Genomic DNA, 13,656 nt, shown 5'->3' on the forward strand with positions numbered 1-13,656 from the left:
CGGGGGTCGTCGGGTGTCAGTATGCCGCAGGGCCGGGGTGACCGGCGGACAGGTTGCGGGTGGGCTGGTCGGCCTCCAGCGGGTGCTCCGGGTCGGGCTGCTCGTCCTGCCCGGCCAGGGCCACCGAGGGGTCCGGGCGGCGCGGCGGGCCGATCCGGGCCAGGGCGGCGGTGATGTTGTCCCGGCCGCCCTGCTCGTTGGCCCAGTCCACCAGCGACCCGGCCAGCGGGGTCGGCTCGACCAGCCCGGCGGCGGCCCGGTCGGCCACCAGCTGCTGCAGCCGCGCGGGCTCGGAGGCGTAGTTCCAGAGCCCGTCGGAGCAGACCAGCACCCAGCCGGGACGGTCCAGGGCCACCGTCCCGGTGCGGGCCTCGGTGTCGGGGGAGTCCTGCCCCAGCCAGCGGGTGATGGCGTGGGCGCCGGGTCCGGTCTCGGCCTGCTCCCGCTCCACCCCGGCCGCCATCCGCATGGCGGCCACCGAGTCGTCCTCGCCGAGCTGGACGGCCTCGCCGACGTCGGGCAGCCAGTAGGCCCGGGAGTCCCCGACCAGCCCCCACACGCACAGGTCGCCGTCCACCACGGCGGCGGCGAAGGTGCAGGAGGGGGCGTTGTCGGTGCCGGGGTCGTGACCGGCGACCACGGCCCGGTTGGCGGCGTGGGCGGCGTCGACCAGGGTGGCGGCCAGCGCGCTGCCCCGGCTCTCCGGGGTGCCCAGACCGGTCGGCCGGTGCCGGACCAGGACCTCGCGGGCGGCGGTCACCGCAGACATCGAGGCCACGTCGGAGTCGGGGGCGGTGGAGACGCCGTCGCAGACCACCAGCACCGCCCGCTGACCGGGCGCGGGGTCGGAGTCCAGCGCCATCGCGTCCTCGTTGCGGTGGTGGCGCCGACCCCGGTCGCAGACCCCGCCGACCCAGGAGGAGGGGGTCTGCTCGAAGTGGTCGCGCTCCCGCGGGGCCTTCGCGCCGCAGGTCTGGCAGTACCCGTCGGGGCCGACGACGCCGCCGCACTCGGTGCAGGGCCGGGCCTGCACCGACGGGGCGGTGGCGGCGGTCGCCGGGCCAGGGGCCCGGACCGAGCGGCTGAGCTCGATCGGAGCCTCGGTGCCGGCGTCCCGGGGTGCCGCCTCGGTCGGGGTCAGGTCACCGCCGCAGGCCTCGCAGAAGCTGTCGGAGGGGGTGACCTCGGCGCCGCAGTGCGGGCAGCGGGTGGACGTCGTCATGTTCGGGACCACTTCCTGACGTGGTTGGCGGTGTCGACCAGCCGGGTCCGCTCGTCGCGGTCGGAGGTGCGGCGGGCCATCCGGCGGTAGGTGCTCTCCAGCCCGTCGCGCAGGCCGTCCTCGGTGGAGCGCCAGGCCCCGAGGGTGGTGGGCGGCAGGTCGGGCCGGCGCTGCCTGGCCAGCAGGGCGGCGTCCAGGATGTCGACGGTGAGCCGGTCGCGCTCGGCGTCCCCGAGCCGGGCCGCCTCGATGCTGCGCAGCGCCTCGGCGTAGTCCTCCATGCTGCCGCCGAGGACGATCAGGTGCTGGGCCCTCAGCCGGCGGGAGTCGGCGTAGCCGCGGCTGGTGGCCGGCACCAGGTCCAGCGCCTCCAGGGAGCCCGCCAGGTCACCGGCCCGGGCCCGGATCCGGGCCAGGCCGAAGGCGGCGGGGGAGACGTAGTTGGCGTCGGTGCTGGCGCAGCGGCGGTACAGCGACTCGGCGAGGTCGGAGTCGCTGCCCTGCTCGCAGGCCAGGGCCAGGGCCAGCTTGGGTGCCAGCTCACCGGGGACCTGGCCGTAGACGGCGTTGAAGGAGGCCGAGGCGGCGGCGTGGTCGCCGGACTGGATGGCGCCGAGACCGGCCATCCAGACCGCCCGCCACTCCCAGGGGTCGACGGCCAGCAGCTCACCGACGTAGCTCTGCAGCAGCGCCCGGTCCCCGATCTCCAGGGCGCAGCGGCACAGGGCCAGCAGCACCTCCGCCGAGCGGCCCGGGGCGTCGCGCTCGAGCACGGTCAGCCGCTCGCGGGGGTCCGGGACGCTGGTGGACTGCAGCCAGGTGTGCTGGGGGTCGGTGCTGTCGGCGCGCAGCTGCGGCAGGTCGGCCCAGCCCAGGGTGTCGGCGCTGGCCGCCGGGGACTCGAACAGCACCGACGCGGCCGAGGTCAGCGCGGTGCCGGTGGTGCGGGCGGCGACCTCCTCGCGCAGCAGCCCCAGCAGCTGGACCCGCAGCTCGTCGGCGGAGGCGAAGCGGTCGGCCGGGTCCGGGGCGCAGCAGCGCGACAGCAGCCGGAACAGCGAGTCGTGCTCCTGGAACAGCTCGGTCTCCGCCACCGGGGGGAGGCTGAACTGGTAGGTGGTCTGGTAGCCGCGGAACTCCGCGCCGAGCACCATCAGCGTCCGGCCGACGGTGTAGATGTCGGAGGCCACGGTGGTGCCCTGGCTGGCCACCTCCGGGGCCTGGTAGCCGATGGTGCCGAAGATCGCCGAGTCCTGGTCGTCGACCCGGCGGACGCCGCCGAGGTCGATCAGCTTGAGGGCGTCACCGACCTGGACCACGTTGTCGGGCTTGAAGTCGCAGTAGACCAGCCCCATGTCGTGCAGGTACTGGAAGGCGGGCAGCACCTCCAGCACGTAGGCGATCGCCTGGTCCGGGGGCAGCGGGTCGTAGACCCCGCCGGCGGTGCGCATCCGCTCCTTGAGCAGGTCCTTGAGGGAGCGTCCGCCGACGTACTCCATCACGATGTAGCCGGCGCCCTCGTGGGTGACGAAGTTGTAGATCTCGACGATCAGTGGGTGCTCGACCTGGGCCAGGAACTGCGACTCGGAGATGGCCGCGGCCAGGGCGTCGGCGTCACCGGAGTTGAGCAGGCCCTTGAGCACCACCCAGCGGTCGGACACGTTCTTGTCCCGGGCCAGGTAGATCCAGCCCATGCCGCCGTGGGCCAGGCAGCCCGCCACCTGGTACTGCCCGGCGACCAGGTCCCCGGCCACCAGCTTGGGGGTGAAGGAGTAGGGGCTGCGGCACTGCGGGCAGAAGCCCTCCGCGCGGCCCGGTCGCCCCTCGCGCGAGCGACCGACCGGGGCCCCGCAGCTGGGGCAGTTCCGCCGCCGCTCCGGCACCGACGGGTCGACCATCACCGCGGCGGCGGCGTCGACCACCGGGGCCGGGGGCACCCGGGTCAGCCCGGCACCGATCCGGGCGTGGCGCAGCCGGGCCGAGCCGGTGGTGCGCCGGGTGGCCTGGCTGCCGGAGGTGCGGGCGCGGGCCGAGCCGAGCTGGATGGAGTCCAGCCGGGACGAGCCCCGGGTCACGGTCGAGCCGACACCGCCGGTGTCCAGCGGGGTGGCCGCGCTCGGGGCCGAGGCGGTGGGGCCGGGCGCACCGGTGTGGGCGCGGCGGGCGGCGGAGGGGGAGGAGCTCGGGGCCGGGGCGCCGGCCGCGGAGGGCGCGGCGGTCGCCGGGCCCTGGGCGGGCGTCACCGGGGCGGAGGTCGCGGGGCCGGGGGCCGGGCTGCCGCAGACGTCGCACCAGCCGTCGACCAGGGTGCCCTGGCAGCCGGGCTGGGCGCACGGGCGCGGGCCGCCGGAGGTCGGCCCCGCACTGGTGGGCGCGGCACCGGCGGGCGGCTGGGCCGCGTCCGGGGCGGACTGGGCGGCGTCCGTGGCCGACCGGGGACCGGGGCTGCCGCAGACGTCGCACCAGCCGTCGACCACGCTCCCGGAGCACCCGGGCTGGCTGCACCTGATCACGAGACCTCCTGGGGGGTGGCGGGGGTGTCGGGGAGCGTGCCCCGGGGGACGTCGCGGGCATCGGGCCGCGGGGGCACGACCGTACCGGTACCGCCGCGCTCACCGGCCCACCCCAGCGCGTCGCGGTAGGTGGCGACCAGGGCGTCGGCGATCCGCACCGGGCAGGGACGCTGCTCCAGCACCGCCAGCAGGGCGTCCTCGACCGCGCGCAGCACGGGGTGGTCGGCCACCCCGAGGGCCCGGGCCTTGGCCACGTAGCCGCCGAGACCGCCGGTGACGGCGTCGAGCTCGGCCAGGGCGCCGCTGTAGGCGTGCTGGACCACCTGCATCGCCCGGCTGACCTGCTCCAGCCGGGCCAGGTAGGCCTGCACCTCCGCGGTGGTCTGCGGCACCGGACCCAGCGCCTCCACCTCCGGCACCGCGTAGCGGGGTGCCGGGGTGACCTGCTCCACGCAGCGACGGACCAGGCTGGTCAGGGCCTGCCCCCGCCCGTCCAGGTCGGCCCGCAGCTCGGTGGCCCGCTCGACCAGCCCACGGGCCTCGCGGCGGGTGGCCCCGGCGACGATCAGGTCCCGCTCGGTGGTGGCGGCGTCGTGCTCCAGCGGCCCGAGCAGCCCGCCGACGTCGCCGCCGCGCTGGGCCTTCGCCGCGACCGCCTCGACCCGGGACACCAGCGCGGACAGCCGCTGCTCCGCGGCCGGCCGCAGCGCCGCGGGCTCGAGGGCGACCTGGTCGCGGACCCGCTCGCAGGTGGCCCGCAGGGTGGCGATCCGGACGGTCTGGCGGTCCAGGGCCGGGTCCAGGGCCAGCCTGCTGCGCAGCTGGGCGGCGAGGGCGTCGGACAGCCGACAGGCCTCGGGCAGCGAGACGCTCAGCGCGGAGGCGTCGGGGCCGCGGGAGGCCAGCACGGAGGGGTCCAGGGTGGCGTCCAGACGTCCCCACACCAGCGCGGAGAGGCGCTGGCGCTCGGTCAGCCCGACCCGGCCGGAGTCCCAGGTGGCCAGCAGCAGCTCGTGGCGGTCCGAGACGGCCTGCCACAGCGCGAGGGAGAGGGTGACGTCGGTGGTCAGCTGGTCGCGCAGGGTGGAGCGCAGCACCGCGTCGTCGAGCTCGTCCAGCTCGCGGCGCCGGTCGGTCAGCCACTCACCCAGCAGCTCGAGGTAGACCAGCAGCTCGCGCGGCTCGGCGGCCTCCCCCAGCCGGGCGGGGGCGGCCGGGGCGGTGGCCGTCATCGTCCGTAGACCTGCCGGGGCGGCTCCGGGGCCGGCCCCAGCGAGCGGCGCAGCCACCGGTCGTAGCTGGCCTCCCACTCGCCGTCGGCGATCCGGTCGGCCAGCACCCGGTTGGCGAAGGCGACCAGGTCGGTCTGCTCGGCGTTGAACCCGATCCCGTACGGCTCGGCCGACAGCGGCTCCATCTCCAGCACCCGGGCGTAGGGGTCCTGGACCACCAGCCCGGCGAGCACGGTGTCGTCGCCGGTGATCGCGTCGACCTGCCCGCCCTGGAAGAGGATCAGGCAGCCGGTGTGGTTGGCCGCGCCCACGGCCTCGGCCTCGGGGAGCTCGCGGCGCAGCAGCTCGATGCTGGAGGTGCTCTCCGGCGCGCAGACCCGGCGTCCGGCCAGGTCGGCCACCGTGTCGATGCTGGAGCCCCTGCGCACCAGCACCTTCTGCCCGGAGCGGTAGTACTCCGCGGAGAAGGCGATGTCCTGCCACCGCTGGCAGTTGATGGTCATGTTCCGGGCCACCATGTCGACCTCGCCCTCCTGCAGCAGCTCGATCCGTTGCTGGGCGGTGATGACGCGCAGCTCGTAGGCGTCCTCGTCGCCGAGGATCGCCTCGGCCATGGCCTTGACCAGGTCGATGTCGTAGCCCTCGATCTGACCGGTGGCGGGGTTGCGCGACCCCATCAGGTAGGTGTCGGCCGACACCCCGGCGACCACCCGGCCGCGCTCGGCGATCCGGGCCATCGTCGAGCCGGACGGCATGTCACCGGGTCGGGGGTTCTCCCGCGGCGGGTCGTAGCTGCGCAGCGGGTCGGGGTCCTCGCAGGGGGCCGGGGTGCTGGTGGACCCACCGCCGCCCGGGCTGGTGGGAGGAGCCGGCGGGTCCGGCACCACGGTGGCGTCGTAGCCGGGGGCGCAGGCCGCCAGCAGGACGAGCAGGGCGGCGACCAGCAGCCCCGCGGGCCGGGTCGGCGGACGCGCGGCCCGGTGGTGGGTGGCCATCACTCGTACTCCCGTCGTCGGGTCTGCAGGCCCTGCAGGGCCGCACCGGTGCCCACCAGGGTGGCCAGCGCGACTCCGCCGGCGACCACCCACAGGACGACCCGCTGGTCCGACAGCGCCCCGTCGGCGGCGACCACGTCGGCGTCCAGCACCGGGGCGAGCGCGTCCTGGAAGGCGGTGGAGGTGGTGTTGGAGCGTCCGTCGCCGTCGCGGGTGGCCGAGGCGACCGCGTCGTCCCAGCGGCCGCCGTCGTCGAGCTCGCGGATCTTCTGGTGGGCGGTGACGTGGGCCTGCCAGGAGGTGAGCAGGTCGTCCTCGCCGGCCGCCTGCAGGGCCCCGACCACGGTGTCGGACTGCTGCACCCAGGACTGCTCGTAGGCGTCACCGGAGCCCCGGGAGATGAGCGTCAGGCTCTCCAGGGCCTTGGCGTCGTAGCCGGCGGTGCGTGCGGCGGAGAGCTGGCGGATGCCGTTCAGGGCGCCTCCCTCCAGGTCGTCGACGGTCCGGGCCAGGGAGGCCAGGACGCCGACCGAGGCCAGCAGCCCGAGCAGCACCATCGCGGCGGCCACGGCCAGGCCCACGTTGACCGTGCGCCGGAACCGCAGGGCGACCACGCGCAGCGTCCAGCCCAGCACGGCGAGGGCGAGCACCCCGACCACGACCACCACGACCAGCGAGCCGCTGCCGGTCTCCCGGGCGATCCGCTGGGTGTTGGCCTCGGCCATGGCGTCCAGGGCCGGCACCGCGCGCTCGCGCAGCTGGGCGCTGGCCTGGTTCAGGTAGGAGGCGCCGACCGGGTAGCCCTGACGGTTGTTGGCCCGGGCCTGGGCCATCGAGGTGGAGTAGAGCACCAGCTCGCTGTTGACCACCCGCAGCGCCTCGGCGTCGGCGGGCTGGGCCTCGCTGGCCTGCACCAGCAGCCCGGCGGCGTCGTCGACGGCGTCGTCGTAGGCGCTGCGGGCCTGGGCGCTCTCGAGCCCGCCGACCAGGAAGGCGTTGGTGGCCAGGGCGTCGGCCCGCAGCAGCTGGGCCTTGATGTTCTGCACCCGGACCAGCTGCTGGGCGTTGTGGCTGGCCCGGTCCATGGCGCCGGCGCTGCTGACCAGGACGGTGGTGGCGGCGGTGCCGAAGAGGAGCACCGCGGCCGCGCACAGCGCCATCAGGGCCAGCAGCAGCCGTGGGGTGCTGGTGCCGGAGAGCCGGCTGCCGACGTCCTTGGTCTGCCCGGGACGGGTGATCACCTTGGGTCCGCCGGGGGAGGAGGCGCGGGCGGGGAAGGCGACCCGCTGCTGCAGGTAGGCCGGGGTCGCCGTCCGGGGGGCGCCGGTGCCGGCCGGAGGGGCCTGCTGCCCGGCGAGACCGGGTTGCTGGCTCATCGGGCGTCCCCCTCGTCGTCGCTGGTCGCCACCGGCTGGTCGGGCCAGGTGACGTGCTCGGGCACAGTCTGCACCGCCGCGGTGCCGGGGGCCTGCAACCGCGGCAGCTCGAGGTCCTCGGCGACCAGGGTGCGCAGCGTGGCGACGTCGGGGTCGCTCACCCCGCGCAGCCGCCAGGCGTGGTGGCCGATGGCCGCCTCCAGGCAGTTGCGGGCGAAGCGGCCGTTGCCGAACCCCTGGTCGCGGGGGGTCAGGGCCAGGATCTCGGCGAAGCGCTCCGCGGCCCCGGGGGCGAGGTCGTAGTCGGCCTGGCGGCAGAGCAGCTCCAGGATCTGGGAGAGCTCGGTGTCGGTGTAGTCCTGGAACTCGATGGTGGTGCGGAACCGGCTGGCCAGACCCGGGTTCTGGGCCACGAACAGGCTCATCGGCAGCGGGTAGCCGGCCACGATCACCACCAGGTCGTCGCGGCGGTCCTCCATCTCCTTGACCAGGGTGTCGACGGCCTCGGTGCCGTACTGGTCGCCGGTCAGGCTGTAGGCCTCGTCGACGAAGAGCACCCCGCCCTCGGCGCGGGCCACCACCTCGGCGGTCTTCAGCGCGGTCTGGCCCAGGTAGCCGGCCACCAGCTCGGAGCGGTCCACCTCCACCAGCTGGCCCTTGGACAGCAGCCCGAGGGCGCGGTAGATCCCGGCGACGAGCCGGGCCACGGTGGTCTTGCCGGTGCCGGGGTTGCCGGTGAAGACGAGGTGCCGGGTCAGGGTGGCGTTCTTCAGCCCCTTCTCCGCGCGCAGCTTCTCCACCGACAGCACCGCGGCCTGGCGGTGGATCTCGGCCTTGACCGTCTCCAGCCCGACCAGGGCGTCCAGCTCGGCCAGCAGCTCCTCCAGGGTGGGTGCCGGCTCCGTCTCCTCCTCCGCCGGGGGGTCGGCGTCGGCGGCCCGGCCCAGGGGCTCCGGGTCGCCGGCGGACGTCCGCTCGGGTGCCGTCGGCCCGGGGTCGACCGCGTCGGGCCGTCCCGGCTGGGGCCCGGTGGGTCGGCTGCCGAGGGTGGACAGGTCGCCGAAGGCGCCGGGGGCGAACGGGGTGCCGGGGTCGAGGTCGAGGTTCCACGGTGCCTGCTGCACGCGGCGCCGCTGGGTCTCGGCGGCCTCGCGGTCGACCTCGGTCAACCGGTCCAGGACGCGGGTGAGCAGCGCCGGGGCCTGGGACAGGAAGGAGTCCTCGCCGGTCGGGGCGCTGACGTCGTCGGCCGGCACGTCACCGGTGGCGGGGGTCGGGGGCGGCGACGTCGGGCGGACGGCGGCGAGCTGGGCGGCGGCCGCCAGCTGCGACGTCCCCAGCACCTGCTCGCCCGGTCGACCCAGGGTGGCCGCGGCGGTGCAGACGTCGACCAGGGCCTCGGCCAGGGCCGGTGCGTGCTGGGAGCGGCGCCGGACCAGCTCGGCCAGGGCGGGTGTGGGTGCGCTGCGCCACCGGCGCCCGCGGTGCGCCGTGGCCATGAACGCCTCGGCGCTCGGCTCCCCGCCGAGGGCCTCGGCCCAGTCGACGAAGGCGCCCGGGGAGGACTCGGCCACCGAGGCGGCCAGCTGGGTGGCCTCGGTGCGGGCGGTGTCGGGGTCGGTGCCGGCCAGCCGGGCGGCTGCGGCCACGGCGTCGAGGGCCCGGGCGAGGGCGGGGTCGGTCATCGGTCCTCCAGGAGGGTCACGGCAGGTCGAGGGGGTTGGCCGGCCCGGGGGTCCGCGGGGCGGGCGGCGGCGCTGCGGTCGCGTGCACGTCCCCGCTCCCACCGCCGAACTTCGCGGCCAGGAAGCGGCCGTGCTGGATCAGCGCCTGGGCGTCGGCGCGGGCCGCGGCGTCCAGGATCTGCTCGGTGCTGGCGGCCAGCAGGTCCAGCTGGTCCACCAGCAGCATCAGCGAGGTGCGGCCGCGGTCCACCGGACGCTGGTCGGCCCAGTCGCGGGGGAGCCGGAGGTAGGCCTCCAGCGCCTCCGGCAGGTAGCTGAGGGCGGTGGCCACCACGGCGTAGCCCTCGTAGGAGCCGAGCCCGAAGGTGCGCAGCCGGGGGAGCGTGGTGCGGATGGCCCGGTCGATCCGGGCGATCCGGGTCAGCACCGCCACCGCCAGCCCCTCGCTGCGCGCCCGCTCGCCCAGCCGGTCCAGGGCCGCCAGCACGTCGGCCTCGGTCGGGGCCGGGGGTGCTGGCGGCTCGGGCTCGGGCTCGTCGCGGCCGCGCCCGGTCAGCCAGCCCCACAACCCCATCGCGTCCTGTCCGTCCGGCTCAGACCCGGCCGTCGGCGTCCAGGTCGAGCTGGGCCTCCACCCGGCCGGCCTCGGAGCGGCGGGCGCGGTCGAGGTAGTCCCGGGACTTCACGACCTCCGACTCCAGCGTGCCGATGGTGCTGGCCATGGTGTCCAGGGCCTGCAGCTTGAAGGTGTCGATGGAGTCCATGGTGGCGTAGATGTTCTGGAAGGCCGCCTGCAGCTGGGGCATCCCGATGGTGGCCGAGGCCGCCTGCTGCTGGATCTGCGCGGAGTTGTCGCGCAGCATCTCCGAGGTCTTCTGGATCATGTCGGAGGTGGTGGTGTTGAGGGCGGTGATCTGGTCCAGCACCAGCTTCTGGTTGCCCAGCGCCTGGGCCACGATGACGGCGGTCCGCAGCGCCGAGACCGTGGTGGTGGTGGCACGGTCCACGCCCTTGATCAGCTCGATGTTGTTCTTGATGATGATGTCGATGGCCAGGTAGCTCTGGATCGAGACCGCCAGCTGGGTGAGCAGGTCCTGGTGCTTCTGGCGGACGTAGAAGAGCACGTCCTGCTTGAGCACCCGCGCCTTGTCCGGGTCGCTCAGCTCGAGCTCGGCGGCCTTGGCGCTGAGCGCCGCGTCGAGGCGCTCGGCGATGTAGACGTACTGGTTCAGCCGGCCCATGGAGGCCCACAGGTTCTGCTTCTCCATGGTCAGCGAGACGTTGTCCCGGGTCAGCTCGTCCTGGCCGTTGCGCAGGCTGTGCAGGATCCCGTCCAGCTGGGCCTGGGAGGACTGGTAGCGGCGGAAGTAGTCCACCACCTGGTCCCCGAAGGGGATGATCCCGAACAGCTTGCGGGTGCCGGTGGCCTGGCTGGGGTCGAGGTCCTCGACGGTGCGGCGCAGCGCCAGCAGCGAGCGCCCGACCTGGGAGCCCTCGGAGATGCCGCCCTCCTTGAGCGCCTTCACCGGGGTCTGCAGCAGCCGGTTGGAGGACTCCGCGGCACGGCGGATGTCGGAGTCGCCCATGGTGCGGACGGCGTCGGCCTGCGCGCTGAACTGCGGCGACCCGGCCTGGGCACCCTCGAGGGCGCGGAGGAAGCCGTCCACCTTGGCGTCCAGGGCGGGGACCTGGTCGGGGGCCACCTGCGGGGCCATCGCCGGGGCCTGGGTGGCGGTCACCACCGGGGGCGCCGCCGGGGCGTCGAGCGTCAGCCCGGCACCGGGGGGCGGGGAGAGCGGGGCGGGGGCGACGGCCGCGGACGGGTCGGGGGGCTGGGGAGTGGTCACGGTCGTCCCTTCGAGCACGGTCCGCGCTGGCGGCGGCCGACCGCCTCGGGGGCGGCCGTGGGCTCAATCTAGCGGTCGGGGGTGGCGCGGAGGGCGGCCCACGAGCTCATCCGGGGGTGGTCCGGGGGAACCCCCGCACCCCGCGCCAGGCCAGCGTGCTGCTCAGCTCCACGGCGCGCTCGCGGCTGATGCCGGCCGGGTCGTCCACCCAGTACCGCGCACCCGTCTCGGCCATCCCGATCAGGGAGAAGCCGAGCAGCTCCGCCTCCTGGTCCGGCAGGCCGGTGTCGGCGGCGATCACCGCGCCGATCTGGGCGGCGAGGTCCTGGTGCACGGCCCGGATCCGCAGGTCCACCTCGGGCTCGGTGCGCAGGTCGGACTCGAAGACGAAGCGGAAGCTGCTGCCGCGCCCGGCCACGAAACCGAAGAAGGCCGCCATCGCCGCGGCGACCCGGTCGCTGTTGCGGGTGGTGGAGGCGATGGCCGAGCGCACCACCTCGAGCAGCTCGGCGCAGGCCACGTCGAGCAGGGCCAGGTAGAGCTCGAGCTTGGAGGCGAAGTGCTGGTACAGCACCGGCTTGGACACCCCGGCGCCCACCGCGACGTCGTCCATGGCCACGGAGTGGAAGCCGCGGCTGGCGAACTCCCGGGTCGCCGCCGCCAGCAGCTGGGCCCGCCGCTGGTCGCGGGGGAGGCGTTGCGCGCGAGCCGTGTCCACCTCGGCAGGGTAGTACGAGGCTGCCGCCGCACGGTCCTCGTCCACCGTCCTCCCTGGCGCCTCCGGTCCTAGGCTGAGGACGTGCAGCTGGAGAACGTGGTGGTGGACGCGCTCGAGCCCGCCCGGGTCGGCGCGTTCTGGCGTGCGGCCCTGGACCTGGAGCTGCTGAGCGACGACCCCGGGGGCTACGAGGCCCGGCTGTCGGTGCCGGACGGACCCTGGCTCGACCTCTGCGTCCAGCCGGTCCGCGAGCCGGCCACGGCGCCGCCCCGCCTGCACCTGGACCTCTCCGGCCAGGGAGACCCCCAGGCGGTGGTGCAGCGGTTGCTGTCGCTGGGGGCCAGCCACCTCGACATCGGCCAGCAGGACGTCCCCTGGACCGTGCTGGCCGATCCCGAGGGCAACCCGTTCTGCGTGCTGGAGGACCGGGCCCGCCACCAGGGCACCGGACCGGTGGCCGAGGTGCCGATCGACTCCGCCGACCCGTCGCGGGACCAGGCGTTCTGGGCGGCGCTGACCGGGTGGGTGCCCACCTCGGAGGGGAGCGAGCGGCTGCTGCGCCACCCCTCGGGGCGCGGGCCGTGGCTGTCCTTCTGCCCGGAGCCGGAGGCGAGGACGTCGGCGAAGAACCGGATGCACCTGGACGTGCGGCTGGAGCCCGGGGACGACCTCGACGACGTGCTGGCCGACCTCGAGCGGCAGGGTGCCCGACGCTTCGACCCCGGCTGGGGCGACCTGCCGTGGACGCTGCTGCGCGACCCGTCGGGCAACGAGCTCTGCCTGCTGCCCAGCACGTCCTGAGCCCGGGAGGCCCGCACGTAGGCTGGGGCGTCGCGGCAGCCGTCCCCGGTGCCGCTCGGAGGAGGAGACGCCGATGAGCACGCTGCCACCGCTGGTGGAGCCGGCCGGTCAGCTGAGCGAGGAGGAGCTGGTCCGCTACGACCGGCACCTGCTGCTGCCCCAGATCGGGCTGCAGGGCCAGCTCCGGCTGCGGAACGCGCGGGTGCTGGTGGTCGGGGCGGGCGGTCTCGGCAGCCCGGCGCTGGCCTACCTGGCCGCGGCCGGGGTCGGGGTGCTCGGCGTGGTCGACGACGACCGGGTCGAGGTGTCCAACCTGCAGCGCCAGATCCTGCACGGCACCGAGGACGTCGGACGCCCCAAGGTGGAGTCCGCCGCCGACGCGGTGGCCCGCTGGAACCCCCACGTCGAGGTCCGCACCCACCCCGTCCGGCTAACCTCGGAGAACGCGATGGAGATCGTCGCCGGGTACGACCTGGTGCTCGACGGCACCGACAACTTCGCCACCCGCTACCTCGTCAACGACGCCTGCGCGCTGTCCGGCATCCCCTACGTCTGGGCCTCGATCCTGCGCTTCGACGGCCAGGTGAGCGTGTTCTGGGCCGGTCACGGCCCCTGCTACCGCTGCCTGTTCCCCGAGCCGCCGCCGCCGGGGATGGTGCCCAGCTGCGCCGAGGGCGGGGTGCTGGGGGTGCTCTGCGCCGCGCTCGGCTCCGCGCAGGTCAACGAGGCGATCAAGCTGGTGACCGGGGCGGGGGAGCCGCTGCTGGGACGGCTGCAGATCCACGACGCGCTCGCCGCGACCTGGCACACGCTGGAGTTCGCCGCCGACCCCGACTGCGCGCTGTGCGGCACGGACCCGACGATCACCGAGCTGCAGGACTACGAGGAGCTGTGTGGTCTGCCGCCGGTCCAGGAGCCGGTGCCGACGGTGGAGGTGGCCGAGCTCCGGACGATGCTGGCCGAGCGCGCGGAGGGGCGTCGCCGGTTCACGCTGGTGGACGTCCGGGAGCCGCACGAGCGGGAGGTGTCGCTGATCGACGGCTCGGTGCTGGTGCCCAAGGGTGCGATCGAGTCCGGCGACGGGGTGGCGCTGCTGCCCCGCGACGAGCCGCTGGTGCTCTACTGCCGGAGCGGGGCGCGCTCGGAGCAGAGCCTGCGGGCCCTCCGGGCGGCGGGGTTCGCCGAGGTGAGCCACCTCGAGGGCGGCATCCTGGCCTGGCAGGCCTGAGACGCACCACACCCCCCGGACCGAGGTCCGGGGGGTGTG

11 protein-coding genes are annotated in these 13,656 nt (G+C 75.4%); 2 read left to right on the forward strand and 9 right to left on the reverse strand.

The genetic code is table 11. The features are described 5' to 3' along the window. Window positions 1-16: 16 nt before the first annotated feature. The 9 genes from BLT52_RS13035 to BLT52_RS13075 form a co-directional block, all read right to left on the reverse strand. Entirely contained in the window at window positions 17-1,222 is a 1,206-nt protein-coding gene (locus BLT52_RS13035) for a protein phosphatase 2C domain-containing protein (protein ID WP_090594179.1), read from the reverse strand. Beyond that, window positions 1,219-3,735, reverse strand: coding sequence for a serine/threonine-protein kinase (locus BLT52_RS13040; protein WP_231946304.1), 2,517 nt, complete (start codon window positions 3,733-3,735; stop codon window positions 1,219-1,221). The genes BLT52_RS13035 and BLT52_RS13040 overlap by 4 nt, the downstream gene beginning before the upstream one ends. After that, a complete protein-coding gene (locus tag BLT52_RS13045) occupies window positions 3,732-4,967 on the reverse strand; it encodes a hypothetical protein (protein WP_090594180.1) in 1,236 nt (411 codons plus the stop codon). Before BLT52_RS13045 ends, BLT52_RS13040 begins: the two co-directional genes overlap by 4 nt. Further along, the gene (locus BLT52_RS13050) at window positions 4,964-5,962 is read right to left on the reverse strand and encodes a glutamate ABC transporter substrate-binding protein (protein WP_090594182.1); all 999 of its coding nucleotides are present in this window, start codon (window positions 5,960-5,962) and stop codon (window positions 4,964-4,966) included. Before BLT52_RS13050 ends, BLT52_RS13045 begins: the two co-directional genes overlap by 4 nt. Next, on the reverse strand, window positions 5,962-7,338 hold the full coding sequence (locus BLT52_RS13055; RefSeq protein ID WP_090594183.1) for a hypothetical protein: 1,377 nt from the start codon (window positions 7,336-7,338) through the stop codon (window positions 5,962-5,964). Before BLT52_RS13055 ends, BLT52_RS13050 begins: the two co-directional genes overlap by 1 nt. Further along, a complete protein-coding gene (locus tag BLT52_RS13060) occupies window positions 7,335-9,023 on the reverse strand; it encodes an AAA family ATPase (protein ID WP_231946305.1) in 1,689 nt (562 codons plus the stop codon). The genes BLT52_RS13055 and BLT52_RS13060 overlap by 4 nt, the downstream gene beginning before the upstream one ends. A 16-nt stretch (window positions 9,024-9,039) precedes the next feature. Further along, complete coding sequence (locus tag BLT52_RS13065) at window positions 9,040-9,597, reverse strand: hypothetical protein (RefSeq protein WP_090594185.1); 558 nt, start codon at window positions 9,595-9,597, stop codon at window positions 9,040-9,042. Window positions 9,598-9,616: 19 nt separating this feature from the next. Continuing rightward, window positions 9,617-10,870, reverse strand: coding sequence for a toxic anion resistance protein (locus BLT52_RS13070; protein WP_090594187.1), 1,254 nt, complete (start codon window positions 10,868-10,870; stop codon window positions 9,617-9,619). A 106-nt stretch (window positions 10,871-10,976) separates the two neighbouring features. Next, window positions 10,977-11,588, reverse strand: a complete 612-nt coding sequence (locus BLT52_RS13075; protein WP_090596737.1) for a TetR/AcrR family transcriptional regulator — start codon at window positions 11,586-11,588, stop codon at window positions 10,977-10,979. Between the two features lie 81 nt (window positions 11,589-11,669). Between BLT52_RS13075 and BLT52_RS13080 the strand changes: the two genes are divergently transcribed. Further along, on the forward strand, window positions 11,670-12,389 hold the full coding sequence (locus tag BLT52_RS13080; protein WP_090594188.1) for a VOC family protein: 720 nt from the start codon (window positions 11,670-11,672) through the stop codon (window positions 12,387-12,389). 73 nt (window positions 12,390-12,462) lie between these two features. Beyond that, complete coding sequence (gene moeB / locus BLT52_RS13085; RefSeq protein ID WP_090594190.1) at window positions 12,463-13,617, forward strand: molybdopterin-synthase adenylyltransferase MoeB; 1,155 nt, start codon at window positions 12,463-12,465, stop codon at window positions 13,615-13,617. The last annotated feature ends 39 nt before the right edge of the window (window positions 13,618-13,656 follow it).

Origin of the sequence: Auraticoccus monumenti (assembly GCF_900101785.1) — a bacterium.
GTDB classification, from domain to species: Bacteria; Actinomycetota; Actinomycetes; order Propionibacteriales; family Propionibacteriaceae; genus Auraticoccus; species Auraticoccus monumenti.